At 66.3% G+C, this 23,128-nt stretch carries 22 protein-coding genes and 1 pseudogene; 17 read left to right on the top strand and 6 right to left on the bottom strand.

Annotated features, from left to right (window positions below; genetic code table 11):
• Positions 1-175: 175 nt before the first annotated feature.
• Positions 176-1,039 (bottom strand): carboxylating nicotinate-nucleotide diphosphorylase, encoded by an 864-nt coding sequence (gene nadC, locus IPM20_08000; GenBank protein MBK9131556.1) that lies wholly within the window; start codon positions 1,037-1,039, stop codon positions 176-178.
• Between the two features lie 185 nt (positions 1,040-1,224).
• Here nadC and IPM20_07995 point away from each other — a divergent pair, with 185 nt between their 5' ends.
• The 10 genes from IPM20_07995 (at position 1,225) to IPM20_07950 (ending at position 10,671) form a co-directional block, all read left to right on the top strand.
• Positions 1,225-2,013 carry a dienelactone hydrolase family protein gene (locus IPM20_07995; GenBank protein ID MBK9131555.1) on the top strand — a complete coding sequence of 263 codons (789 nt, stop codon included), beginning with the start codon at positions 1,225-1,227 and terminating at the stop codon, positions 2,011-2,013.
• 386 nt (positions 2,014-2,399) lie between these two features.
• Entirely contained in the window at positions 2,400-4,997 is a 2,598-nt protein-coding gene (gene clpB / locus IPM20_07990; GenBank protein MBK9131554.1) for an ATP-dependent chaperone ClpB, read from the top strand.
• A 167-nt stretch (positions 4,998-5,164) separates the two neighbouring features.
• Complete coding sequence (locus tag IPM20_07985) at positions 5,165-6,142, top strand: hypothetical protein (GenBank protein ID MBK9131553.1); 978 nt, start codon at positions 5,165-5,167, stop codon at positions 6,140-6,142.
• A 114-nt stretch (positions 6,143-6,256) separates the two neighbouring features.
• Positions 6,257-6,598: an alkylphosphonate utilization protein gene (locus IPM20_07980; protein MBK9131552.1), complete on the top strand. Its 342-nt coding sequence runs from the start codon at positions 6,257-6,259 to the stop codon at positions 6,596-6,598.
• A 126-nt stretch (positions 6,599-6,724) separates the two neighbouring features.
• Entirely contained in the window at positions 6,725-7,207 is a 483-nt protein-coding gene (locus IPM20_07975) for an aspartate carbamoyltransferase (GenBank protein ID MBK9131551.1), read from the top strand.
• 197 nt (positions 7,208-7,404) lie between these two features.
• Positions 7,405-8,157 carry a TerC family protein gene (locus tag IPM20_07970; GenBank protein ID MBK9131550.1) on the top strand — a complete coding sequence of 251 codons (753 nt, stop codon included), beginning with the start codon at positions 7,405-7,407 and terminating at the stop codon, positions 8,155-8,157.
• Positions 8,138-8,770, top strand: coding sequence for a MarC family protein (locus IPM20_07965; GenBank protein MBK9131549.1), 633 nt, complete (start codon positions 8,138-8,140; stop codon positions 8,768-8,770). The genes IPM20_07970 and IPM20_07965 overlap by 20 nt, the downstream gene beginning before the upstream one ends.
• A gap of 106 nt (positions 8,771-8,876) precedes the next feature.
• Entirely contained in the window at positions 8,877-9,620 is a 744-nt protein-coding gene (locus IPM20_07960; protein MBK9131548.1) for a cytochrome b/b6 domain-containing protein, read from the top strand.
• Between the two features lie 38 nt (positions 9,621-9,658).
• Positions 9,659-10,453, top strand: coding sequence for an SDR family oxidoreductase (locus IPM20_07955; GenBank protein ID MBK9131547.1), 795 nt, complete (start codon positions 9,659-9,661; stop codon positions 10,451-10,453).
• 14 nt (positions 10,454-10,467) lie between these two features.
• Positions 10,468-10,671 carry a hypothetical protein gene (locus tag IPM20_07950; protein MBK9131546.1) on the top strand — a complete coding sequence of 68 codons (204 nt, stop codon included), beginning with the start codon at positions 10,468-10,470 and terminating at the stop codon, positions 10,669-10,671.
• A gap of 34 nt (positions 10,672-10,705) precedes the next feature.
• Here the strand turns inward: IPM20_07950 and IPM20_07945 are convergent, their stop codons facing one another.
• From IPM20_07945 to IPM20_07935, 3 genes are read right to left on the bottom strand one after another with little or no spacing between them, the layout of a single operon-like run.
• On the bottom strand, positions 10,706-11,584 hold the full coding sequence (locus tag IPM20_07945) for a carbon-nitrogen hydrolase family protein (protein ID MBK9131545.1): 879 nt from the start codon (positions 11,582-11,584) through the stop codon (positions 10,706-10,708).
• Positions 11,581-12,180, bottom strand: coding sequence for a GNAT family N-acetyltransferase (locus tag IPM20_07940; protein MBK9131544.1), 600 nt, complete (start codon positions 12,178-12,180; stop codon positions 11,581-11,583). The genes IPM20_07945 and IPM20_07940 overlap by 4 nt, the downstream gene beginning before the upstream one ends.
• An 18-nt stretch (positions 12,181-12,198) precedes the next feature.
• Positions 12,199-12,600 carry a nuclear transport factor 2 family protein gene (locus IPM20_07935; protein MBK9131543.1) on the bottom strand — a complete coding sequence of 134 codons (402 nt, stop codon included), beginning with the start codon at positions 12,598-12,600 and terminating at the stop codon, positions 12,199-12,201.
• Between the two features lie 271 nt (positions 12,601-12,871).
• Between IPM20_07935 and IPM20_07930 the strand changes: the two genes are divergently transcribed.
• Positions 12,872-14,449 (top strand): EAL domain-containing protein, encoded by a 1,578-nt coding sequence (locus IPM20_07930; protein MBK9131542.1) that lies wholly within the window; start codon positions 12,872-12,874, stop codon positions 14,447-14,449.
• A 49-nt stretch (positions 14,450-14,498) separates the two neighbouring features.
• Positions 14,499-15,293, top strand: coding sequence for an SDR family oxidoreductase (locus tag IPM20_07925; GenBank protein ID MBK9131541.1), 795 nt, complete (start codon positions 14,499-14,501; stop codon positions 15,291-15,293).
• 102 nt (positions 15,294-15,395) lie between these two features.
• On the opposite strand, the gene IPM20_07920 is transcribed toward IPM20_07925, so the two are convergent.
• Positions 15,396-16,691, bottom strand: coding sequence for an outer membrane protein transport protein (locus tag IPM20_07920; protein MBK9131540.1), 1,296 nt, complete (start codon positions 16,689-16,691; stop codon positions 15,396-15,398).
• A 182-nt stretch (positions 16,692-16,873) separates the two neighbouring features.
• On the opposite strand from IPM20_07920, the gene IPM20_07915 reads away from it, so the two are divergent.
• The 5 genes and pseudogenes from IPM20_07915 (at position 16,874) to IPM20_07895 (ending at position 22,715) form a co-directional block, all read left to right on the top strand.
• A complete protein-coding gene (locus IPM20_07915) occupies positions 16,874-17,341 on the top strand; it encodes a YeeE/YedE family protein (protein ID MBK9131539.1) in 468 nt (155 codons plus the stop codon).
• On the top strand, positions 17,338-17,799 hold the full coding sequence (locus IPM20_07910; protein MBK9131538.1) for a YeeE/YedE family protein: 462 nt from the start codon (positions 17,338-17,340) through the stop codon (positions 17,797-17,799). Before IPM20_07915 ends, IPM20_07910 begins: the two co-directional genes overlap by 4 nt.
• A 115-nt stretch (positions 17,800-17,914) precedes the next feature.
• Positions 17,915-20,409, top strand: a pseudogene (hrpB, locus tag IPM20_07905) (ATP-dependent helicase HrpB).
• Between the two features lie 111 nt (positions 20,410-20,520).
• Positions 20,521-21,480, top strand: a complete 960-nt coding sequence (locus IPM20_07900) for a pyridoxal-phosphate dependent enzyme (GenBank protein MBK9131537.1) — start codon at positions 20,521-20,523, stop codon at positions 21,478-21,480.
• Positions 21,481-21,533: 53 nt separating this feature from the next.
• Complete coding sequence (locus IPM20_07895; GenBank protein ID MBK9131536.1) at positions 21,534-22,715, top strand: ChaN family lipoprotein; 1,182 nt, start codon at positions 21,534-21,536, stop codon at positions 22,713-22,715.
• A gap of 49 nt (positions 22,716-22,764) precedes the next feature.
• Here IPM20_07895 and IPM20_07890 read toward each other — a convergent pair whose 3' ends face one another.
• Positions 22,765-23,049 carry a PilZ domain-containing protein gene (locus IPM20_07890; protein MBK9131535.1) on the bottom strand — a complete coding sequence of 95 codons (285 nt, stop codon included), beginning with the start codon at positions 23,047-23,049 and terminating at the stop codon, positions 22,765-22,767.
• Positions 23,050-23,128: the final 79 nt, after the last annotated feature.

The following is a 23,128-nucleotide window of genomic DNA, read 5'->3' as shown; positions in this document are numbered from 1 at the left end:
AATCGGGAGGATGTGGCTGGGCTTGAGCTTCTGTGCCGGTGACGATGACATGGTCGATTTCCGATTTTATATAACAAAAACAAAAAGATAATATGGGATTGGCCGCAGACCATGTCCCCCGGGTACCCCGTCGATCCCCGGCGTCTATGCCCGGATTTTCAGAGTCTTAGGCTTTTTATCGGACAAAGTGCAAACGCATTGAGAGGTCGGTCGCAAAAACATCCTTCGTCAATGCGCCGATGGAGATGCGATCCACCCCGGTCAGGGCGATCGCGCGGATGTTGTCGAGCGTGATGCCGCCCGAGGCCTCGAGCAGGGCCTGTCCCCGGTGGCGGACGACGGCCTCGCGCAGGGTGTCGAGGTCGAAATTGTCCAGCAGCACGATGTCGGCCCCGGCCGCGATCGCCTCGGCCGCGCCCGCGAGGTCCTCGACCTCGGCCTCGATCGGCAGGCCGCTGGCGAGCGCGCGGGCGTTCTCGATCGCCCGCGTGATCGAGCCGCTGGTCGCGATGTGATTCTCCTTGATCAGGATGCCGTCGTAGAGTCCGAGGCGATGGTTGGCGCCGCCGCCGCAGCGCACGGCGTATTTCTGCGCGTGGCGCAGCCCCGGCAGCGTCTTGCGGGTGTCGAGCAGGACGACCGGCAGGTCGCCGATGCGCGCGCGGTAGGCCGCGGTCCGGGTCGCCGTGCCGGACAGGGTCTGCAGGAAATTGAGCGCCGTGCGCTCGCCGGTGAGGAGCGTGCGCGCCGGCCCCCCTAGGCGGCACAGTGTCTCTCCCGCGGTGACCGGCGCGCCATCGGCCAGCGCCCATTCCACCGACACGCCGCCGCCGAGCTGTTCGAACACCGCCTCGAACCAGGCCCGCCCGCACAGCACGGCCGCCTCCCGGCTGATGACCGCCCCCTCGGCGCGCAGCCCCTCCGGCACCAGGCGCGCGGTCACGTCGCCGCCGCCGACGTCCTCGGCGAGCGCGCGGCGCACGTCCTCGCCCACGATGACGGCATTCGGTCCGGTCCTTGCCCGGGAGTCTGTCTGCATGGCCCTGCTTCCTCGTCGCCTCGCGTCGTCGGCTCCGGCCGATTGTCACATATCCGTCGGCTGGAGGGGTTCATTGTACATGCGCGCCGGAAAATGCCCCGTCCTTCCCGGGCGCCGTGGCATCCCCGGCCGCAAATGCGGATAATTGGCCCACGTCACCAAACGACACGGCAAGGAGAGACGTCATGAAATCGCTCTGGATCGGCACGCTTCTGTTCACCCTCGCGCTCGGCGCGGCGAACGCCGCCGTCGTCACGAAGGAAGTCGACTACACCGTCGAAGGCACCACCCTCAAGGGCTATCTGGCCTACGACGATGCCATCAAGGGCGCACGCCCCGGCGTGCTGATCGTGCACGAATGGTGGGGCATGAACGACTATGCCCGCAAGCGCGCGCGCATGCTGGCGGAACTCGGGTATACCGCCTTCGCGCTGGACATGTACGGCGACGGGAAACAGGCCCATCACCCCGACGATGCCGGCAAGTTTTCCAGCGAGGTCATGAAGAACCAGGCGCTGGCGCGGGCGCGCTTCAACGGCGCGCTGGAAGTGCTGCGCCAGGAAAAGACCGTCGACCCGCGGCGCATCGCGGCCATCGGGTATTGCTTCGGCGGCGCGGTGGCCCTGCAGATGGCCCGCTACGGCGCTGATCTGAAGGGCGTGGTCAGCTTCCACGGGACCCTCGCCCCGGTCAGCCCGGCCGAGCCCGGCGCCATCAAGGCGAAACTCCTGGTCCTGACCGGCGGCGCCGATCCCTTCGTCCCGGCGGAGCAGGTCGAGCAGTTCAAGCAGGAGATGGACGCCGCGAAGGCGGATTACCGGCTCATCGTCTATCCCGGCGCCAGGCACAGCTTCACCAATCCGGGAGCGGACGCGTTCGGCAAGGAGTTCAACCTCCCGCTGGCCTATGACAAGGCGGCCGACGAGGCCTCCTGGAAGGAGATGCAGGACTTCTTCGATCAGGTCCTGAAGTAAGCTCTAATCACGTCATGCTCCCCGTCGCCCGGATGGAGCAACGCGGAAACCGGGGCCCCAGGTTTCCCCGGATTCCGGCGCTCCGCGCCTGCATCCGGGCTACATTTAGAGATGCACGAGGATGCGATCAGGCGCGGCCTGCCGTACGGCCGCCCCGTAGCCCGGATGGAGCGCAGCGGAATCCGGGGATGCCCGTTCCCCGGACCCCGGCCCCGCACACCCGCATCCGGGCTGTATCGTCGCGCTTGAATGTCCCGCCGAATGGCCCTATATCACTGGGGGAATAACAGGCCGGTGGCCGCCGCAGAGCGCGCCATCCCGCCGCACAGGGATTCGAAAACCCAGTCAATCGATCAACAAAACGCAGAATCGCGGAGTGCATTGCCATGCGCATGGACAAGCTGACCACCAAATTCCAGATGGCGCTCGCCGACGCCCAGAGCCTCGCCGTCGGACGCGACCACCAGTTCATCGAGCCGGCGCATCTGATGACGGCGCTGCTCGATCAGGAGGGCGGGACCGTGCGCCACCTGCTCGCGCAGGCCGACGTCAACGTCAACGCACTGCGCGACCAGCTCGACGGCCTGCTCGACCGCCTGCCGCGCGTCGAGGGCACGCCCGGCGAGGTGCATGTCTCGAACGACCTTGGGCGCCTGCTCAACGTCACCGACAAGCTGGCGCAGAAGCGCAACGACCAGTACATCTCCAGCGAGCTGTTCGTGCTCGCCGCGCTGGAGGACAAGGGCGAGTTCGGCAATCTGCTGCGCAAGGCGGGTGCATCGAAGGGCGCGATCGAACAGGCCGTCGATGCGATGCGCGGCGGCCAGAAGGTCAACGACCCCAACGCCGAAGAGAGCCGTCAAGCGCTGGAGAAATACACCATCGATCTGACCGAGCGTGCCGAGCAGGGCAAGCTCGACCCGGTCATCGGCCGCGACGACGAGATCCGCCGCACCGTGCAGGTGCTGCAGCGCCGCACCAAGAACAACCCGGTGCTGATCGGCGAGCCCGGCGTCGGCAAGACCGCCATCGTCGAGGGTCTCGCCAGCCGCATCGTCAACGGCGAGGTACCGGAGGGCCTGAAGGACCGCCGCGTGCTGTCGCTCGACATGGGCGCGCTGCTCGCCGGCGCCAAGTTCCGCGGCGAGTTCGAGGAGCGCCTGAAGGCGGTGCTGAACGACCTCGCCAAGCAGGAAGGCCGCGTCATCCTGTTCATCGACGAGCTGCACACCATGGTCGGCGCCGGCAAGGCCGAGGGCGCCATCGACGCCGGCAACATGCTGAAGCCGGCGCTCGCCCGCGGCGAGCTGCACTGCGTCGGCGCCACCACGCTGGACGAGTACCGCAAATACATCGAGAAGGACGCCGCACTGGAGCGCCGCTTCCAGAAGGTGCTGGTCGACGAGCCGAGCGTCGAGGACACCATCGCCATCCTGCGCGGCCTGAAGGAGAAGTACGAGGTGCACCACGGCGTCGATATCACCGACCCGGCCATCGTCGCCGCGGCCACGCTGTCTCATCGCTACATCACCGACCGCAACCTGCCCGACAAGGCCATCGATCTCGTCGACGAAGCGGCGAGCCGCATCCGCCTGGAGATCGATTCCAAGCCGGAGGCGATGGACAAGCTGGAGCGCCGCCTGATCCAGCTCAAGATCGAGCGCGAGGCGATGAAGAAGGAGTCCGACGAGGCCTCGAAGAAGCGCCTGACGACCCTCAATGAGGAGATCGCCAGGCTGGAGCGCGAGTTCGCCGACTTCGAGGAGGTTTGGAAGGGCGAGAAGCTCGCCGTGCAGGGCGCGCAGCACATCAAGGAGGAGCTCGACCGCGTGCGCCTGGAGCTGGAGACCGCGCGCCGCGCCGGCAACCTCGCGCGCATGTCCGAACTGCAGTACGGCCGTATCCCCGAACTGGAAAAACAGCTGGCCGCCGCCGGCAAGACCGATACCTCGCAGATGAAGTTGCTGCGCAATCGCGTCACCGAAGAGGAGATCGCCGAGGTGGTGTCGAAATGGACCGGCATCCCGGTGTCGAAGATGCTCGAGGGCGAGCGCGACAAGCTGCTGCGCATGGAAGAGGCGCTGCACCAGCGCGTGGTCGGCCAGGACGAGGCGGTGAAGGCGGTATCGAACGCGATTCGCCGCGCGCGCGCCGGCCTGTCCGATCCCAACCGGCCCTACGGCTCCTTCCTGTTCCTCGGTCCCACCGGCGTCGGCAAGACCGAGCTGTGCAAGTCGCTCGCCGCCTTCCTGTTCGACACCGACCAGGCGATGGTGCGCATCGACATGTCCGAGTTCATGGAGAAGCACTCGGTCGCGCGCCTGATTGGCGCGCCGCCCGGCTACGTCGGCTACGAGGAGGGCGGCTACCTGACCGAGTCGGTGCGGCGCAAGCCCTATTCCGTCATCCTGCTCGACGAGGTCGAGAAGGCGCACCCCGACGTCTTCAACGTGCTCTTGCAGGTGCTCGACGATGGCCGCCTGACCGACGGCCAGGGCCGCACCGTGGACTTCCGCAACACCGTGGTGGTGATGACCTCGAACCTCGGCTCGCAGGTGATCCAGGAATTAGCCGGCGAGGACAACTACGACAAGATGAAGTCGGCCGTGATGGAGATCGTCGGCGGCCACTTCCGTCCCGAGTTCATCAACCGCGTCGATGAGGTGGTCGTGTTCCACCCGCTCGACGCGCGGCAGATCCGCTCCATCGCCGACATCCAGCTCGCGTTCCTGAAGAAGCGCCTGCGCGACCGCGGCATGGATCTCACCGTCACCGAGGCCGCGCTCGACAAGCTCGGCGAGGCCGGCTTCGACCCGGTCTACGGCGCGCGCCCGCTCAAGCGCGCCATCCAGACCGCGATCGAGAACCCGCTCGCCAACGAGATCCTCGCCGGCCGCTTCGCCGACGGCGATGTCATCGAGGCGGATCTGAAGGACGGGGTGCTGGTGTTCGGGAAGAAGGCGCGGAAGGCGAGTGTGGCCTGATTCAGATGCCGTTCTAGCAGTCTAAGGCCCATTTCAGGCTTTCATCCATGAGATAGGTAAAGGTATGCTGGTGGAGTCTGGGCGGAGAAGGGGGGCGATGCTATTCACCAATAGCACCGATTTCGCCTAAATTAACTATTGAACAGAAAACGTACTTTCCAAAAGTTATGTTGATTGATGACGCAAATGCAGATCTGAGAGCGTTCGGTGAGAGCCTTTTTACGCTTGTGAGCCAGCTGGGCGGCGGACAGCCAACTTCGAGCGCTGACTGGTATCGTACCGAGATTGCAGGTGCTCCAGCGCTCTACTTCAGGTTCATTGGTAATCGTGCAAGGACCTACCCCAAGAACTCCGTTCACCTCTCTACGCAGTGGCGCGCGGGTTTTGCATCTATCGATGGAGTAGAAAAGAAGAATAACTGGTATGGTAGTCAGCCATCAGCTGATGTCTGCGCTCGACCTGGCTACCCCAATGAAATTGAGAATGCTCGTAAATTCATTCGGCGCGCCTTTGGGTCGACGATAGTGCCCAAGCCGATGCCCGCACATGAGCCATCAATTTCATCCGCGCGAGTAGCGACAACATCCCCTATACCGCTGGAGAGCAACGCATTCCCATTCCGAGATTGTGGTGAAATCATAAGGTTATCTACAGTGTATTGGGAACTGATTAACTCAACGGAAGCTACAGAAGAGCGACGTTTTGAGCAGGATTTCGCTGAGGCCAGAAAGCAGGGTTTCCTTTCAAAAGATCTCTTTGTTCGAGTTGCTCGCTGGAAGTCTGTTCGCAACACCTCACACTATCAGAGCAACTCCATCGAGAGTATTCGTGCTGCTACTGCCAAGGCGTTCACGGCTGCCAATGACGCGAGTGCACTTGCTGCGCTCATGCAGTTGCAGGGCGTAGCTCTTCGCACTGCTTCTGCGATTCTCCACTGGATGAGACCAGATCAATTTCCAATTCTAGATGTTCGAGTTGTGGCCGCGCTTGGCCTCGCAGAATCTGCATCGTACGAGGATTTTGAGTTTTACTCATTGGTTGCATCCGAAGTTCGTGGTCTCGCGCGAGAATGCGACATTGATTTACGGATCATAGATCGAGCGTTGTGGACTTGGGATAAGCTAAGGAGCCGCATGGAGGTATGACTAACAATCGCAAACAATCGGGGACAGACCACGGTTTTCTTTCCTGAACCCTCGAATTGTGGGGTTGGTATCCTTTTCTCTGTGTCGACGTATCAATCTGTGACAAGGATCTGAATGAGTAATCTACCCAAATGCCCCCAATGCCATTCCGAGTACACCTATGAAGACGCGGGCATGTACATCTGCCCCGAATGCGCCCATGAATGGTCGCCGCAGGCCGCGGCGGAGACGGTTGAGGAGAAGCGCGTCGTGCGCGACGCTTTCGGAAACGAGCTGAAGGACGGCGACGCGGTGACGGTGATCAAGGACCTGAAGGTCAAGGGTTCGTCCACCGTGGTCAAGGTCGGGACCAAGGTGAAGAACATCCGCCTGGTCGACGGTGACCACGACATCGACTGCCGCATCGACGGCATCGGCGCGATGGGCCTGAAGTCTGAGTTCGTGAAGAAGGCCTAGATTCGATTTATCTGTATATCTGTCAGGGGACAGATTTAAAATCTGTCCCCAAGTGGAATGGTGACCTGGAATCGAATGTCATACGGGGACGGGGTGGACAGGCATTTATTCGTGTTCCTGTCGGTCATGCTGTCGGTGGCGTGTCCAGCGCAGGCGGCGGAACCGGCTTCCGGGCAAAGGCTCGATGAGGTCGCCGGGCGCGGCGCGCAGGTCATGCCGTTCAGCCTGGAGCGGACGACGCATGTGTTCACGAAAACGGATCGGGGCGGTGTGCAGCAGGTGCTGGCCAAGGATGACGGCGATCAGGCGCAGATCGCGCTGATACGCGAACACCTGTCGAAGATCGCGCGGGAATTCCGTCGGGGCAATTTCTCCGATCCGGCCTGGATCCATGGCGACGGGATGCCTGGGCTGGCGGCGCTGAGGGTGGCGCGGCCGGGCGAGATTGAGATTATATATAAGGAACTGCCCGCTGGCGCCGAGATCGACTATTCATCCGGCGACGCAAAGCTGGTCACCGCCATCCACGAGTGGTTCGATGCTCAGCTCAGCGATCATGCCCACCATGCCGTTCCGGGGCATGACCATCATCCGCAATTTCAGCACTGACAGATAGCAGGATAGTCTGGCAGTCGCGCTGGTTCGCACTATCGGGAAAAGGAATGGAATGGGGACAGATTTGTAAATCTGTCCCCTGCGAAATTCAAGGGTATATCCGAGCCCGGCGCGGGTTTTCCGCCGGTTATACCAGTGACGTTGTTGCCTGTATAATCAGCCTCGATTCCCGCAATCCCGCCAGAGGCCACATGATCGAGCTGTTGTCCGACCCGAACGCCTGGATCGCCTTCGTTACGCTGACCGCCCTCGAGCTGGTGCTCGGGATCGACAACATCATCTTCATCTCCATCCTGGTGGACAAGCTGCCGGAGGCGCAGCGCGCGCTGGCGCGCCGGCTCGGGCTGTTCTTCGCCATGTTCACGCGCATCGGCCTGCTGTTCCTGCTGGCGTGGATCGTTGGGCTGACGGCGCCGCTGTTCACGGTCTTCGCGGAAGAGATCTCGGGCCGCGACCTGATCCTGATCAGCGGCGGCCTGTTCCTGCTGTGGAAGAGCACGATGGAGATCCACCAGCTGCTGGAGGGCGAGCCGGGGCATACCTCCTCGGCGGTGCGCGCCACCTTCGGGGCCGTCATCGTGCAGATCGCGATCATCGACATCGTCTTCTCGCTCGACTCGATCATCACCGCCGTGGGCATGGTCGATCACGTGGAGATCATGGTCGCGGCGGTCGTGGCCTCGGTCGCGCTGATGATGTTCTTCGCCGGTCCGATCAGCCGGATCGTCTCGGCGCACCCGACCATCAAGGTGCTGGCGCTCGCCTTCCTGTTCGTCATCGGCGTGGTGCTGGTCGCCGACGGCTTCGATCACCACATCCCGAAGGGTTACGTCTACTTCGCCATGGCCTTCGCGGTCGCGGTGGAGGCCATCAACCTGCGCGTGCGCAAGCGTGCGGCGAAACCGGTGGAACTGCACGAGCCCTATACCAAGGACGAGAAGTGATCCGGGCGGGGTCGCCGTGGCGCTGTTCCTGAGTCTCTGGATCAAGCTGTTCTTCGTGCTGACGCCGTTCTTCGGCCTCACGATGTTCCTCAGCATGACCGAGGGCTACGACGCGGGACGCCGGCGCCGGCTCGCGCTGGCAGTCTCCTTGGCGGTGGCGGTGCTGTGTCTGGTGCTGTTCTTCGCCGGTCAGCAGATCTTCTCCCTGTTCGGCATCACGCTGGATGCCTTCCGCATCGGCGCTGGCGTGCTGCTGATGCTGTCGGCCATCGCGCTGGTCCAGGGTCGTACCGGCGCGGCGGATGCGGCCCGCGAAGGCGATGTCGCCGTGGTCCCGCTGGCGATGCCGATCATCGTCGGGCCGGCCACCACCGGCACGCTGCTGGTCCTGGGCGCGGAACTGGACACGCTGGCGGCCAAAATGATCGGCAGCCTGGCGCTGCTGCTCGCGGTGGCCTGCGTCGCCGCCATCCTGCTCGCCGGTTCCTATATCCAGCGCTGTCTGGGTGTCCGCGGCATCTCGATCCTGAGCAAGCTGACCGGGCTGATCCTGGCGGCGCTGGCCGCCCAGATGATCATGACGGGGATCCAGGGTTTCATCGGTGTTGCGTGAATACGCCCGCCGGTTACATGGCGGATGCGTCCGGCAGGGGGTGCGGCCGGTGTACAATCCCCGATCGTGAGTCGCCGCGACCCTCGGGTCCGGCCAGGGAGGGAGTATGTCCGAATTGAAGGTCTATCCGGTTTGGGATGCCGGCACGCGCTGGTTTCACTGGATCAACGTGCTCTGCGTCCTCGCGCTGGCGGGGATCGGCCTCACGATCCTGAACGCGGGCGGCCTCGGGGTTACCAACGACGGCAAGGCCGCCCTGAAGACCCTTCACGTCTGGGTCGGCTATGTCTTCGCGCTGAATCTGCTCTGGCGTTTCGCCTGGGCCTTTCTCGGCAACCGCTATGCCCGCTGGCGCGCGATCCTGCCCGGGGGCAGGGGGTACTTCGAAGCGCTGCGCCGCTATGTCGCGGCCTTCCGCGCCGGCCGGCCGGAACCGTATGTGGGACACAACCCCGCCGGCCGGCTGGGGGTTGCCGTTTTGCTTCTGCTCCTGGCGGTCATGGCGCTGACCGGCCTGGTTCTGGCCGGAACGGACCTGTTCTATCCGCCGCTGGGGCACTGGATCGCGCAATGGGTGGCGGCGCCGGGGGTGGACCCCGCGACGCTGAAGCCCTACGCGCCCGCGATGTACGACGAGGCGATCTACAAGGAGATGCGCGCCTGGCGCAAGCCGTTCGGGTCGGTGCATCTGTACGGTTTTTACGCCCTTCTGGTGGTCGTGGTCGTGCACGTGGCATCGGTGATCGCGACGGAGGTGAAGGAGGGCGGCAACCTCATTTCCGCGCTGTTCACCGGCCGCAAGATACTCGGCGGTCGTCCCGTTGACGACGTGCGCGACAGGAACGGCTGACATCTCGAAACGAACGGCGGCGGCCGGGAGGAAGTGCGATGGACTATGGTCTGCGTGACAAACGGGCGCTGGTGACGGGATCGACCGCGGGCATCGGGCTCGCGGCGGCGCAGGCGCTGGCGGCGGAAGGCGCGCGCGTGACGGTGAACGGCCGCACGGAGGCGCGGGTGGCGGCGGCGGTGAACCACCTGCAGGCCGCCTTCCCCGGCGCGTCCGTCGACGGCATCGCCGCCGATCTCTCCACCGCCGCCGGCTGCCAGGCCCTGATCCGGCGCCTGCCGGAACTCGACATCCTCGTCAACAATCTCGGCATCTTCGAGCCGAAACCCTTCGGGGAGATTCCGGACGAGGACTGGCTGCGTTTCTTCGAGACCAACGTGCTCAGCGGCGTCCGCCTGGCGCGCCATTACGTGGCCGGCATGCGCGCGCGCAACTGGGGACGCATCGTGTTCGTGTCGAGCGAGTCCGCGCTGCAGATCCCGGTCGAGATGATCCACTACGGCATGACCAAGACGGCGCAGCTCGCGGTCGCGCGCGGCCTGGCCGAGAGCCTCGCCGGCACCGGCGTCACCGTCAACAGCGTGCTGCCCGGGCCGACCACCTCCGAGGGCGTCGGCGAATTCGTGGCCGGGATGGCGGCGGCGCACGGCGTGGACGTCGCGACCATCGAGCGCGAATTCTTCGAGGCCGCGCGGCCCTCCTCGATCCTCCGGCGCTTCACCACCCCGGACGAGGTGGCGGCGATGATCGCCTACGTCTGCAGCGCGCAGGCCTCGGCCACCACCGGCGCGGCGCTGCGCGTCGACGGCGGCGTGGTGCGGGCCATCGCCTGACGGCGGACACCGGGTTGGACACGGCGCCGCTGCTGTGGGGTCTGCTGTTCAGCTCGATCGGGCTGGGCTACTTCATCTATGGCAGGAAGCAGCGGGCCGTGGTGCCGCTGGTCTGCGGGCTGGTCCTGATGATCTACCCCTATTTCGTTTCCGGCACGCTGCTGCTGGTCGCGATCGGCGCGGCGCTGATGATCGTCCCGTACTTCATCCGTCTCTGACCCCGGGCGGGTTCGCATCCGTCGCCGGAGGTCGTCAGCGCGCCTCGCCGCCGCGCGTCTGCCCCGTCCAGTCGCGGTGGTTGAATACCTGACCGTTCGCGCGCACGCGTTCGATCGCGGCGGGATCTACGTCGCCGTAGACCCACTGTGTCCGGTCGAGTTCGCCGATCGCGAGCACGCCGTCGGCGGGGAAGCCGCGGTCGACCGGGGTGTAGATCGCGGCGGCGCCCGTGTTGACGTCCACCCCCTCCGACCACGGCGCCGCGCCCACGGTGCTCGCCTGCACGACATGGCACTGGTTTTCCAGCGCGCGCGCCTGGCAGCCGATGCGCACGCGCCAGTAACCGGCGAGGGTGTCGGTGCAACTCGGGACGACGATCAGTTCCGCGCCGGCCTCGACCTGGCGCCGCGCGATCAGCGGGAACTCGGCGTCGTAGCAGATGTTTATGCCAAGGCATCCGAGCGCGGTATCGAACACGCGCAGCGCGCTGCCCGGGCGGATCAGCCACTGTTCGTCCTCGAAGCGCGTCATCTGCAGCTTGTCCTGGAAGTCGCTGCGGCCGTCCGGATGAAAGAGGTGAGCGCGGTTGCGATACCCGCCGTCCACCTCGCGCACCGGGAAGCTGCCGGCGACGATGTGTACACCATGCCTGCGCGCCTGCGCGGTGAACAGCGCGCGAAAGTCCGGTAACAGACCCTGCAGCGCGTCAAGCTGTTTCTCCAATGAGGAATACACCGTCGGTCCAAACAGCGAGGCCAGCTCCATACTGAAGTACTCGGGAAAGACCAGCAGCTTCGCGCCATTCGTGGCGGCCTCATCGATCCAGCGCGCGATCTTGGCCTCATAGGCGGACCAGTCGGCGAAGAAGCCGATGTCATACTGCGCGGTGGCGACGCGGAAGGGCGCGCTCATTGCGGATTCTCCCGGAGCGGCTTGAGCCAGAACACCATCGGCTTGGCCGAGGAGGCGGATTCACCGAGATCCTTCCAGGCGAAGCTCGTCACCAGCTCCGGGTGAGGCACGTAGCCATAACGCGTCCACGCCGGATCGAGCGGGGCGTAATCGGCGGGCCGCAGCGGATGATCGTCCGGCCGCTGCACGGCGCAGAAGGCGCTCCAGTCGAAGTGTCCGAGCGCGCGGGCGTGGTCCTCGCGCGCGGCAAAGAAGCGCGGATAGATGCCCCGCCCGCGGTAAGGTTTCAGCAGCACCGACTCGGCGCAGTAGAAGATGCGCTCCACCTCATAACCGGCCGCTGAAAACGGGCGCCGGAATTCCTCCGTCTCGTCCGCCAGCGGCAGCGCGGTCGTTGCGCCGACCGGCGTGTCGCCGTCGCAGGCCAGTACCGCGAGGCTGTCGGGGGATTCGACGTAGGCGCGCAGATAGTTTTCCTCGTAGTCCAGGCTGCCGTCATACAGATAGGGATAGTCGCGAAAAACATCGATGCGCAGACGCGCCAGGACGCCGAGCCAGGGTTCGATGGCGCGTCCGCGGAGAGTCCTGAAGGTGATATCGGGCTCGGCCACGATTCAGGCGACCTGCGCGATCCAGTCCTGCAGGTTGTAATAGTTGGTCACGCGTGCGACCTTGCCCCCGCGCACCTCGAAAAAGGCGCCCGCGGGCAGGCGATATTTCTGTCCGTGCGCCGGCGGCAGGCCCGGTTCGCCACGCAGGTATTCGCCCAGCACGACGAACTCGGCGGCGGCGCGCGCGCCATTGGCGCCGGCCATCACGACGATATCGGTCAGGCGTTCCTTGTAGGCGCCGTTCATGCGCCCCATGAAGGCGCGGAAGGCCGCCTTGCCGGTCTCACGTGCGCCCTGGTTGATGTCGTGCACGACATCGTCAGTCAGCAGGCCGAGGAAGGTATCCATGTCACCGGCATTGAAGGCGGCGTAGTATTTCTCGATAAGAGTGATCGTCTCGTTCATCAAGCGTATTTCCTGAGCTGGTCAAGGTATTCCCGCACGATTATCGCAGCTTTGCCGGCGGGCGTGTACTGTGCTCGCGGAGAGCCGCAGAGATGATTCAAAGAATGTCCGGCCGCGCCCGCCATCGTGCCATGTCCTGATGTTACGATGCGCATATACACACAATTTCGAAGGAGATGCGCGGCGGTTAGATGCTGGAAAAAGTTTGTTGTAGTATTAGCCGCTGTAATCGTTCGCCGACACATCGGTACGCGGGACTGGGGGAGGTCCTGTGAACAAGACTGTTGCGCTGATCGTGGCTGTGATCGCGGGCTTCATCGCCGTGGCCGCGCCCATCCTTTTCTCCATCGATCTCGCCCGGCGGCAGAGCCTCGATAGCGAAATGGATCGCGTACTGGAGTACGCGCGCGATGTGCTGCGCCGGTCGGACCGCATCGCCGAACAGATCCGCGTCGCGATCGGGAAGCTGGAGACCGCGCTTGCCGTCGATGCCTGCTCGGACGCCGGCATCGAATTGATGCGCCAGGTCGCGCTTGAATCCGCTTATATCAAGCTTATCGGCCATGTGTCCGACGATTATCTGGATTGCTCCGCCCTGGGACGACATGGAACCGAGGTGCCACTCGGGCCGGTCGAGCGGGTCACCTCGACGGGCTCGGCCGTGCGGACCAACGTGAAACTGCCGCTCGCGCGGGATACCGCATTCACCGTGATACAGCGCGGCAGTTTCGCCACCTTCATCAGCCGGGAGCTGAGTCTCGATACCTCGACCGACGAGGAAGATGTTTCGCTGGCCACCTATACGCCGGATGACAGGAAAATCCGCTCTTCCCGCGGTTTCATCAAGCAGGAGTGGATCGACCGGTCACAGGAGCGCAGCCAGACGACATTCTTCGACGGCGAATATGTGGTTGCCGTGGTGCGCTCGCCGCGGTTCGCCACCGGCACCATCGCCGCCCTGCCGGTGCGGTATCTGGACGCGCGCGCGCGTGCCTTCACCCTGCTGCTGGTGCCGCTGGGCATCGTCGCCGGGGGGGTGCTTTCGCTCGCCATCTTTTACCTGGCGCGCCTGCAGCTGTCGTTTCCCTCCGTGCTGAAGGCCGGGCTGCGGCGCCGGGAGATCTTCCTCGCCTATCAGCCGGTGGTGGAGCTGGCCACCGGGAAGTGGGTGGGCGCCGAGGCGCTGATCCGGTGGCGCCGTACCAATGGCGAGGTCATGCGGCCGGACCTGTTCATCCCCGCCGCCGAGGACAACGGGCTCGGCCAACGCATCACGGAGCGCGTGATGGAGATCGTCGCGCGCGACCTGCCGCGGGTCCTCGAGGCGGACCGCGACTTCCACGTCGGCATCAACCTGACATCGGCGGACCTGCAGTCCCGCGAAACCGTCGACCGGCTCCGCAGACTTTTCCGCGCTGCCGGTGTTGATCCGCGCAATCTGCTGGTGGAGGCGACCGAGCGCGGTTTTCTGAACGCGGACATCGCCAGGGAGGTGATCCAGGAAATCCGCACGCTCGGCATACGCGTCGCCATCGATGATTTCGGCACCGGCTATTCCAGCCTGGCCTACCTGCAGTCGTTCAAGATCGATTGCCTGAAGATCGACAAGTCCTTCGTGGACACGCTTGGCACCGACGCGGCCACCAGCCATGTGGTGCTGCACATCATCGAAATGGCGAAGGCGCTGAACCTGGAAATGATCGCGGAAGGCGTCGAGACGATCACTCAGGTACAGTTGCTGCGTGAGCTGGGGGTGAAATACGCGCAGGGCTACCTGTTCGGGCGGCCGATGTCGCTGGATGATCTGATCGACAAACTGTCGTCGGCCCGAAGCGAGGACCTGCGATAAACCCGGAAACAGGGGACATGTTTACTTATTTTCTGATTGGAGAACGGTTATGGATCTCGGCTTGACGGGCAAGCGTGCCCTGGTGACGGGCTCGACGGCAGGCATAGGGTTCGCGACGGCGCGCGCGCTGGCGTCCGAGGGTGCGCAGGTGACGGTGAACGGGCGGACGGAGGCGCGCGTCCGGGGCGCGGTGGAACGGCTGCAGGACGAGTTCCCCGGGGCCTTGGTCGAAGGTATCGCGGCGGACCTCGGGGGCGCGGCCGGCTGCCGTGCCCTGATCGACCGGCTGCCGGAGGTCGACGTGCTGGTCAACAATCTCGGCATCTTTGAGCCGAAGCCGTTCGAGCAGATCCCCGACGAGGACTGGCTGCGCTTTTTCGAGATCAATGTGCTGAGCGGTGTCCGGCTGGCGCGGCAGTATCTGCACGGCATGCGTTCCCGCAACTGGGGCCGCATCGTCTTCGTGTCGAGCGAGTCCGGGTTGCAGATTTCCGTAGAAATGATCCACTACGGCGTCACCAAGACCGCGCAACTCGCCGTTGCGCGCGGCCTGGCCGAAAGCCTCGCCGGTACCGCGGTGACCGTCAACAGCGTATTGCCCGGGCCGACCGCGTCCGAGGGCGTCGGGGAATTCGTCGCGCGCATGGCGGCCTCGCGCAATGTGGACGCCGCCACGTTGGAACGCGAATTCTTCCAGACCGGGCGGCCATCCTCCATCCTCAAACGTTTCACCACTCCGGATGAAGTGGCCGCGATGGTCGTCTACGTCTGTAGCGCCCGTGCCTCCGCGACGACCGGTGCGGCGCTCCGCGTCGACGGCGGCGTCGTGCGCGCGATCGCCTAGGCATCCGGACAAAAATCGGGGACAGATTTAAAATCTGTCCCCGTATTGCCCATGTGTTGCCGTCAGGGGACGGATTTCAAATCCGTCCCCTTGTCACGATACTCAGAACTTCCAGGCGTAGCTGGCCGCCAGCTCCCACTCGTCCATGCGCAGCGTGATGGTCTGGCCGGGGTCGAGCGGATTCGCGCCGCTGACCTCCTTCTCCGGCGCGTACATCGCGGCGAAGCTCCATTCGCCGGCCTCGCCGAGGCGCTGGGTGAAACCGGCGGTGAGGTGCTGCTCCATCACGCCGGGCGCGAGGATGTTGAACAGCACCTCGCTGTCCGGGATCGGCTGGTCGCAACGGCTGTAGCCGATACGCCAGGTCCAGTTCTCGTCGCGCACCCACTGATAGCCGAGTTTGATCACGGTGACGTCTTCCCAGCCGAAGCCGGCGCCGCCATCGTCACCGAGCTGCGCGGTCTGCAGGTTGGGCAGCATCGGGGTGCCGACCGACTTGATGTCGCTGTACCAGATGCGCTGGGCGTCGAGCAGCAGCGTCGTGGCCGGGGAGGTCTCCCAGGCCAGGCCGAGGGCCAGGGTCGCGGGGATATTGAAACCGCCCTGTTCGGCGAACAGGCCGCGATACTGGTCGAACTCGTCCATCCGCATCTCGGTCTGGTAGGAGGCGCCCAGCGTCAGGCCGGTCTGCACCTCGCTGAGGATGCCGATGCGGGCGCCGTAGCCGAACGAGGTGTCGTGGCCGTTGTCGGTCAGCTTGTCCGCATCGCTGGAGAAACCCTGTGCCCCGAAGGCCGCGAGGCCGGTGGCCTCGAAGCGCTGGTAGGCGAGGATCGGGCTGACACCCCAGGCGGTCGCGTCGTTGATGCGCTGCGCGTAGCTGAGGTTGACGAAGAGCTGGGCCAGATCGACCCCGGCGCCCGCCTCACCGCCGAAGAATCCGCCGAAGAAGGTGCCGGCGCCGCCGCCGGCGCTGTCCGGCCAGTCGGTATTCATGCCGCCGTTGGCGTAGACGCTGACGCCGAGCGCGCGGTCGGCGTCGAGCATCCGGTTCCAGCCGAAATGCGGGATCAGGAAATATTCGCTGTCGCTGTCCACTTTTTCAGGGGTCAGGCCGAAACTCCCAAGGGCGCCCGAAGGCGCCCCTTCGACGGTGTAGGAGCGATGCGGGCTGAACAGCGCCACACCGGCGTCGATGCGGTTGCCGACCTCGACCATGCCGGCCGGGTTGGCGGCCGCGGCCAGGGAATCCTGCGGCAGGGCGACGCTCGCGCCGGCCAGTCCCTTGTCCTTCACACTGTAGGCGTGCGAGAAGTACCCGTTGGTGGCAAAGGCGTTACCGGTGGCGATCAACGCGCCGATCGCGGTCCCAAAGACGAGTTTCTGATGATGCCGCATGCTGTTCCCCTCTGGTGGTTTTTAGTTATCGTGCCCGGCCGTTATGACCGCGTCCGGCCGTGGAGGACCAGTATACCCCTTCGCCCCAGGGCGGCCATCCCGCAGGCGGGGCGAGATTCGCTATAATTGCGGGCATCGGGTACGGGATTCTTAAGATCGCGGCGGCGGAGACAGGGGCGAATATGGATCTCAACGAATGGTTTCCCAACGGCTATCTGCACTACCTGTTGGGCGGCTTGTTGATCGGCGGCGGGACGGCCCTGCTGTTCGTCGGCGCGGGCCTGGTCGGCGGCATGAGCGGCGTCTATTCGTCGGTCTGGTCCTGGTTCTCGAACGCGCCCCATTTTCAGCAGGAGCGCATCCGGGGTAATCGCGACTGGCGCCTGGTCTATTCGGCCGGGCTGATCCTCGGCGCCTTCCTCTGGCTGATCACCGGCGGAACGGCCTGGCATACGGGCGTCGGCGCCTGGCAGTTGCTGCTGGGCGGGTTCGTCGCCGGATTCGGCGCGCGGCTGTCGAACGGCTGTACCTCGGGACACGGCATCTGCGGACTGGCCGCCCTGCAGCCGCCGTCCCTGTTGGCGGTGCTGATCTTCATGACGACCGCGATCGCGACCGCGCACTTGGTGCAGGCGATGGGGGGCGCATGAGCGGCGTGTGCAAATACCCGAAGTTTTACGGCTGCCTGTTCGTGCTCGCCGGCGGCCTGATGGCGGGCTTCGGGCTCAGCCTGTCGGGTATGGTGCGCCCCGAGGTCGTCCTGAGCTTCCTGCGTTTCGAGGACCTGGGCCTGCTGCTGGTGCTGGGCGGGGCCGCCGGCACGGCGCTGCTGGCCTATCAGCTGGCGCCGCGCCTGCTGCGCAAGCCCCTGGCGGCCCCGGTCTTCAGTATCTATTCATCGGTCATGAACGCGCGCACGCTCGGCGGCGCGGCGATATTTGGCGTCGGCTGGGGTATCTGCGGCGTGTGCCCGGGTCCCGCGATCGCCGGTCTCGGCGCCGGCGACGGGGCCCTGCTGTTCTCGCTGTTCGGCATGCTGGCGGGCGCCTTTGTCCAGGGACGCTACTTCGGCGAGTACCCGCTGGAGGGCGCGCGACACCGCGGCTGAAGGCTTACCCGGCGCGGAGGCACAGATACACCTGTTTGGGGACGGATGTATAAACCTGTCCCCGTCGTCCCGCTAAATCTGTCCCCATATAGGTGAGTCCATCCCCGCATCTGCCATGACTCCCCTTCCCATCGATGAAGTCCTTTCCGAACTGCGCGCGGCCCTGTCCGCGCATCCGGCGGTGGTGCTGCAGGCGCCGCCGGGCGCGGGCAAGACCACGGGCGTGCCGCCGGCGCTGCTGGACGAGGACTGGCTCGCGGGCGCAACGATCCTGATGCTGGAGCCGCGCCGGCTCGCGGCGCGCGCGGCGGCGGCGCGCATGGCCCGGCAGCGCGGCGAGGAGATTGGCGACACCGTCGGCTACCACATCCGTTTCGAGAGCCGTACCTCGAAGCGCACGCGCATCAAGGTGGTGACCGAGGGCATCCTGACGCGCCATCTGCAGACCGATCCCGAGCTGAAGAACGTCGGGCTGGTCATCTTCGATGAATTCCATGAACGCCACCTCCATGCGGACCTCGCGCTCGCGCTGTGTCTCGACGCCCAGCGCGGCCTGCGCGAGGACCTCAAGATCCTCGTCATGTCGGCGACGCTGGACGGCGAGGCGGTGTCGCGCCTGCTCGGCGGCGCGCCCATCGTCACCAGCCGCGGGCGCAGTTTTCCCGTGGACCTGCATTATCTGCCGCGCGATCCGTCCGGTCCGCTGCCGGCGGTGGTGGCCGAGGCGGTCGCGGGCGCGCTGGCGCGCGAGGAGGGCGACGTGCTCGCCTTCCTGCCCGGCGCCTGGGAGATCCGCCGCGCGCAGGCGCTGCTCGAGCAGCGTCTCGACGGGGCCGCCGAGGTGTTTCCGCTCTACGGCGATCTTCCCTGGGAGGCGCAGGATCGCGCCGTGCTGCCCGGCGCCGGGTGCCGCCGGGTGGTGCTGGCGACGCCGATCGCCGAGACCAGCCTGACCATCGAAGGCATCCGGGTCGTCGTCGATTCCGGGTACGCGCGCGCGCCGCAGTTCGATCCCGGCACCGGGCTGTCGCGGCTGGTGACGCATCGCATCTCGCGCGCCTCGGCCGACCAGCGCGCCGGCCGTGCCGGCCGCCTCGCGCCCGGCGTGTGTTACCGCCTGTGGGGTGAGGCGACCCAGCGTGGCCTGCTGCCGTTTTCCCTGCCGGAGATCCGCAGCGCCGACCTGGCCCCGCTCGCGCTCGAGCTCGCGGCCTGGGGCGTGAGCGACGCCGGCGCGCTCGCCTGGCTTGATCCGCCGCCCGCCGCGGCGTTCGGGCAGGCGCGTGCGCTGCTGACGGAGCTCGACGCGCTGGACGGCGCGGGCGTGATCACGGACACCGGACGCGCGCTGGTGCGCCTGCCGCTGCATCCGCGTCTCGCGCACATGCTGTTCGCGGCCGAGCGCATTCAGCTCGGCGCCCTGGCCTGCGACGTCGCGGCGCTGCTCGCGGAGCGCGACATCTACACCGGCGAGGCGCGCCGTTCGGCCGATTTCGCCCAGCGCATTGAGGCCTTGCAGGCCTTTCGTGACGGCGGGCGGCGGGCCGCGCTCGCGCACGGCGCCGACGCCAACGGCTGCACCCGCGCCGCACAGGCCGCGCAGCAGTTTCGCCGCCTGCTGTCGACGGCGGCAATGCCGATGCCGTGGGACTGCTGCTCGCGCTCGCCTATCCGGACCGCATCGCTCTGCAGCGCGCGCCCGGTGACAACCGCTATCTGCTCGCTTCCGGGCGCGGCGCGCGCCTGCACGAGTCCGAGATGCGCCTGCGCCAGCCCTGTATCGTCGCGGCCAGCCTCGATGCCGGTATGACCGAAGGCCTCATCCACCTCGCCGCACCGCTCGATCCGGACCTGCTGCGCAGGCGTTTCGCCGGGCATATCCGGCGGGAGGATGTCGTGCGCTGGGACGCGCGGGAAGCGGCCGTGGTCGCGCGCCGCGAGGAGCGCTTCGGGGCGCTGGTGCTCGATGCGCGTCCGCTGCAGGACGCGGACCCCGGGCAGGTGCGCGCGGCGATGCTGGAGGGGGTGCGCCGCCTCGGCCTCGAGGCCCTGCCGTGGACGCGCGAGGCGCGCGAATGGCAGGCGCGCGTGCTGTCGCTGCGCGCATGGCTGCCGGACGAGGCGTGGCCGGATGTGTCCGATGCGGCGCTGCTCGCGACGCTCGGGGACTGGCTCGGTCCGTATCTGGAGGGCGTCACGCGCCGCGAGCATCTGGCGCGCCTCGACCTGTCGTCCATCCTGAAGGCCCGGCTGGACTGGAGTACCGCGCAACGACTGGAGGAGGGTGCGCCTACGCATCTGACGGTGCCGAGCGGTTCGCGCCTGCGTCTCGAGTACGCCGCCGGCGAGGCGCCGGTGCTGCGCGTCAAGCTGCAGGAGATGTTCGGCTGCGCCGACACCTCGCGCGTCGCCTTTGGGCGCGTGCCGGTCACGCTGCACCTGCTGTCGCCCGCGCAGCGCCCGATCCAGGTCACGCAGGACCTGCGCGGTTTCTGGGAACGCACCTATGCCGAAGTGAAGAAGGAGCTGAAGGGGCGCTACCCCAAGCATCCCTGGCCCGACGATCCGTGGAGCGCCGCGCCGACCGCGCGCGCCCGGCCGCGCAAGTGATTTGATCATATCCCTTCCGCGGGAGTGAACGGCGTGCGGCGCCCCGAGGCTTTGCAAAGCTGATTCACTGTGAGATATATAGCCGGGTACCGGGCTCTGGAGCAGCAATACATGGGCATGCCGACCCTGGCGGAGCTGCGCGCCGCCGCTGAGCGCATCGCGCCGCACGCGGTGCGCACGCCAGTGCTGCGCGGGCGCGGCGGGCTCGACGAGCTGGCCGGCGCGGCATTGTTCTTCAAGTGCGAGAATTTCCAGCGCTGCGGCGCGTTCAAGTTCCGCGGCGCGCTGAATGTCGTGCTGTCGCTGACGGCGGAAGCGCTGGCGGCGGGAGTCGCGACGCATTCCTCCGGCAATCACGCCGCCGCGCTGGCACTGGCGGCGCGGATCCGCGGCGTGCCGGCGCACGTCGTGATGCCTGAAAACGCGGTGGCGACGAAACGGCAGGCGGTCCTCGCCTACGGGGCCCACGTCTACGATTGCGCCCCCACGCTCGCGGCCCGCGAGGAGACCCTGGCCGAGGTGGTGCGCGAGACGGGCGCGCGTTTCGTGCCGCCGTACGACGACTGGGGCATCATCGCGGGCGCCGGCACCGCGGCGCTGGAGCTGCTGGACGAGATCCCCGGACTCGACCTGGTGCTGGCCCCCGTCGGTGGCGGCGGGCTCGTCGCCGGCAGCGCGATCGCGACCCGGGCGCTGAATCCGGCGGCGCGGATGATCGCCGTCGAGCCGGCCGGCGCGGATGACGCCCGCCGCTCCTGGCTCGCGCAGCGGCGCGTCCCGCAACTGAACCCGGTCACAATCGCGGACGGGCTGCGGACCTCGCTCGGCGAACGCAACTTTCAGGTCATGCAGGCCTGCGTTGACGATGTCGTGACCGTGAGCGAAGAGGCGATCGTGCGGGCCATGCGGCTGCTGTGGCAACGTCTCAAGGTGGTCGTCGAGCCGTCAGCCGCGGTCCCGTTCGCCGCGCTGCTGGAGGGCTGCGTCGATGCCGCGGGCAAGCGGGTGGGTGTTATCCTGTCGGGCGGCAATGTCGATCTGGATGCCCTGCCATGGCGGCGGGCGGTCTGACTGACGGGATGGGAGAGGCGGATATGCGGCGATGCAGGAATGGCGTGGGATTCATGGCATGTCTGGCGGGAGGTGTCCTCGCCGCACTCGCGGGCTGTGCCGGTGGAGCGCACGGCGTCCATGGCATGCAGCATGGCGCGCATTCGGTGTCGCCGCCCGCGGCGCCGGAGGCGTCCGCAATCCAGCCGGTCTCCGCGGCGCCGGCGCTCGACCTGAAACGGATGGCCACGCTGGAGGACATCGCGCCGGCGCTGGCGGCGCGGCGCGTGGTCTACGTCGGCGAGACCCATGACCGTTACGCGCACCACCTGGTCCAGCTCGAGATCGTCAAGGCCATGCATGCGGCGCATCCGCGCCTGGCGATCGGGATGGAGATGTTCCAGCAGCCGTTCCAGGCCTACCTGGACGACTATGTGGCGGGTCGACTCTCCGAACGCGAGATGCTGGTCGCCACCGAATACTACCGGCGCTGGCGCTACGATTACCGTCTCTACGCCCCGATCCTGCGCTATGCGCGCGAAAACGGTCTGCCGGTGGTGGCACTGAACGTCGCCGGCGATCTGGTCGAGCAGGTGCGCGCGCACGGCCTCGACGGACTGGATGCCGCGGATCGCGCCCGCGTGCCCGCGGAGATCGAGCGCGGGAACGCGGACTACGAGGCGCGGTTGAGGGAGATCTTCGAGCAGCACCCGCACACGAAAGGCCGCGGCTTCGAGCGCTTCCTCGACGGCCAGTTGCTGTGGGACGAAGGGATGGCCGAGCGGGCGGCGCGGTACCTGAAGGAACACCCGGAAGACGCCATGGTGGTGCTGGCGGGCAGCGGTCATCTCGCCTATGGCGACGGCATCCCGGAGCGGCTGGAGCGCCGCGTGCCGGTGGCGGGCGCGATCGTCGTGAACGGCTGGGAGGGCGAGATTACGCCGGAGGTGGCGGATTATCTGCTGCTGCCGGCGCCGCAGTCCCTGCCGGCCCCCGGTCGACTCGGCGCCTTGCTCACGCCGGGCAAACATGGCCTCGAGGTGGAATCCTGCGTCGCAGACAGCGCCTGCGCCGCCGCCGGCATCCGGCGCGGCGACCGCCTGCTGGCGATCGATGCCGTGCCGGTATCCGATATCGCCGACGTCAGCACGCAGATGTGGGACCGCAAGCCGGGCGACGTGGTCACGGTCTCGCTGCGGCGCGACCGCTGGTTCGCGCCGGCGCGGGAGTGGGAGGTCGAGGTGAGTCTGCGCTGAGGACCGCTGCTGCGGTCCGGGATCGCGGGGTGAAGGACGCGCCGCGGCTTCAGGGTTTGTCGATGAACTCCACGCCGACCCGGTAATGCTCGTTGGCCTTGCGCACCCAGCGCACCTTCGCGTCGCGCGGCTCCTCCCATTCGCCGTAGCCTTCCAGGCGCAGGGTCTGGTTCAGGTTGAGCGGTTCGTCCAGCACCAGGCCGGCGCCGTTTTCGCTGACATCGAGCAGGGTGGCCGGCTTGCCGGCATCCCCCGGGTTCGGAGAGCTGTAGCTGATGTCCATGTTGATGCTGATGCGGAGATTCTTCCGCAGCTCGATGTGCTCGATGTGCATGGCCCTTCCCCCTGAAATCTATAATTATTATGGCCTCAGCTTAGCATCATCGGGTGGCGGGGGAGAAGCCTGTATGGGC

It is taken from the genome of Gammaproteobacteria bacterium (assembly GCA_016716465.1).
Classification (GTDB): Bacteria; Pseudomonadota; Gammaproteobacteria; order SZUA-140; family SZUA-140; genus JADJWH01.
This window is presented reverse-complemented; position numbering and strand designations above follow the sequence as displayed.

Coding starts and splice junctions, on each gene's coding strand:
- IPM20_07910 (MBK9131538.1), top strand. CDS start 17,338: ATGAGCGGCGTGTGCAAATACCCGAAGTTTTACGGCTGCCTGTTCGTG.
- IPM20_07895 (MBK9131536.1), top strand. CDS start 21,534: ATGGCATGTCTGGCGGGAGGTGTCCTCGCCGCACTCGCGGGCTGTGCC.
- IPM20_07980 (MBK9131552.1), top strand. CDS start 6,257: ATGAGTAATCTACCCAAATGCCCCCAATGCCATTCCGAGTACACCTAT.
- IPM20_07955 (MBK9131547.1), top strand. CDS start 9,659: ATGGACTATGGTCTGCGTGACAAACGGGCGCTGGTGACGGGATCGACC.
- IPM20_07945 (MBK9131545.1), bottom strand. CDS start 11,584: ATGAGCGCGCCCTTCCGCGTCGCCACCGCGCAGTATGACATCGGCTTC.
- IPM20_07970 (MBK9131550.1), top strand. CDS start 7,405: ATGATCGAGCTGTTGTCCGACCCGAACGCCTGGATCGCCTTCGTTACG.
- IPM20_07890 (MBK9131535.1), bottom strand. CDS start 23,049: ATGCACATCGAGCACATCGAGCTGCGGAAGAATCTCCGCATCAGCATC.
- nadC (MBK9131556.1), bottom strand. CDS start 1,039: ATGCAGACAGACTCCCGGGCAAGGACCGGACCGAATGCCGTCATCGTG.
- IPM20_07995 (MBK9131555.1), top strand. CDS start 1,225: ATGAAATCGCTCTGGATCGGCACGCTTCTGTTCACCCTCGCGCTCGGC.
- IPM20_07915 (MBK9131539.1), top strand. CDS start 16,874: ATGGATCTCAACGAATGGTTTCCCAACGGCTATCTGCACTACCTGTTG.
- IPM20_07935 (MBK9131543.1), bottom strand. CDS start 12,600: ATGAACGAGACGATCACTCTTATCGAGAAATACTACGCCGCCTTCAAT.
- IPM20_07900 (MBK9131537.1), top strand. CDS start 20,521: ATGGGCATGCCGACCCTGGCGGAGCTGCGCGCCGCCGCTGAGCGCATC.
- IPM20_07960 (MBK9131548.1), top strand. CDS start 8,877: ATGTCCGAATTGAAGGTCTATCCGGTTTGGGATGCCGGCACGCGCTGG.
- clpB (MBK9131554.1), top strand. CDS start 2,400: ATGCGCATGGACAAGCTGACCACCAAATTCCAGATGGCGCTCGCCGAC.
- IPM20_07920 (MBK9131540.1), bottom strand. CDS start 16,691: ATGCGGCATCATCAGAAACTCGTCTTTGGGACCGCGATCGGCGCGTTG.
- IPM20_07975 (MBK9131551.1), top strand. CDS start 6,725: ATGCTGTCGGTGGCGTGTCCAGCGCAGGCGGCGGAACCGGCTTCCGGG.
- IPM20_07985 (MBK9131553.1), top strand. CDS start 5,165: ATGTTGATTGATGACGCAAATGCAGATCTGAGAGCGTTCGGTGAGAGC.
- IPM20_07925 (MBK9131541.1), top strand. CDS start 14,499: ATGGATCTCGGCTTGACGGGCAAGCGTGCCCTGGTGACGGGCTCGACG.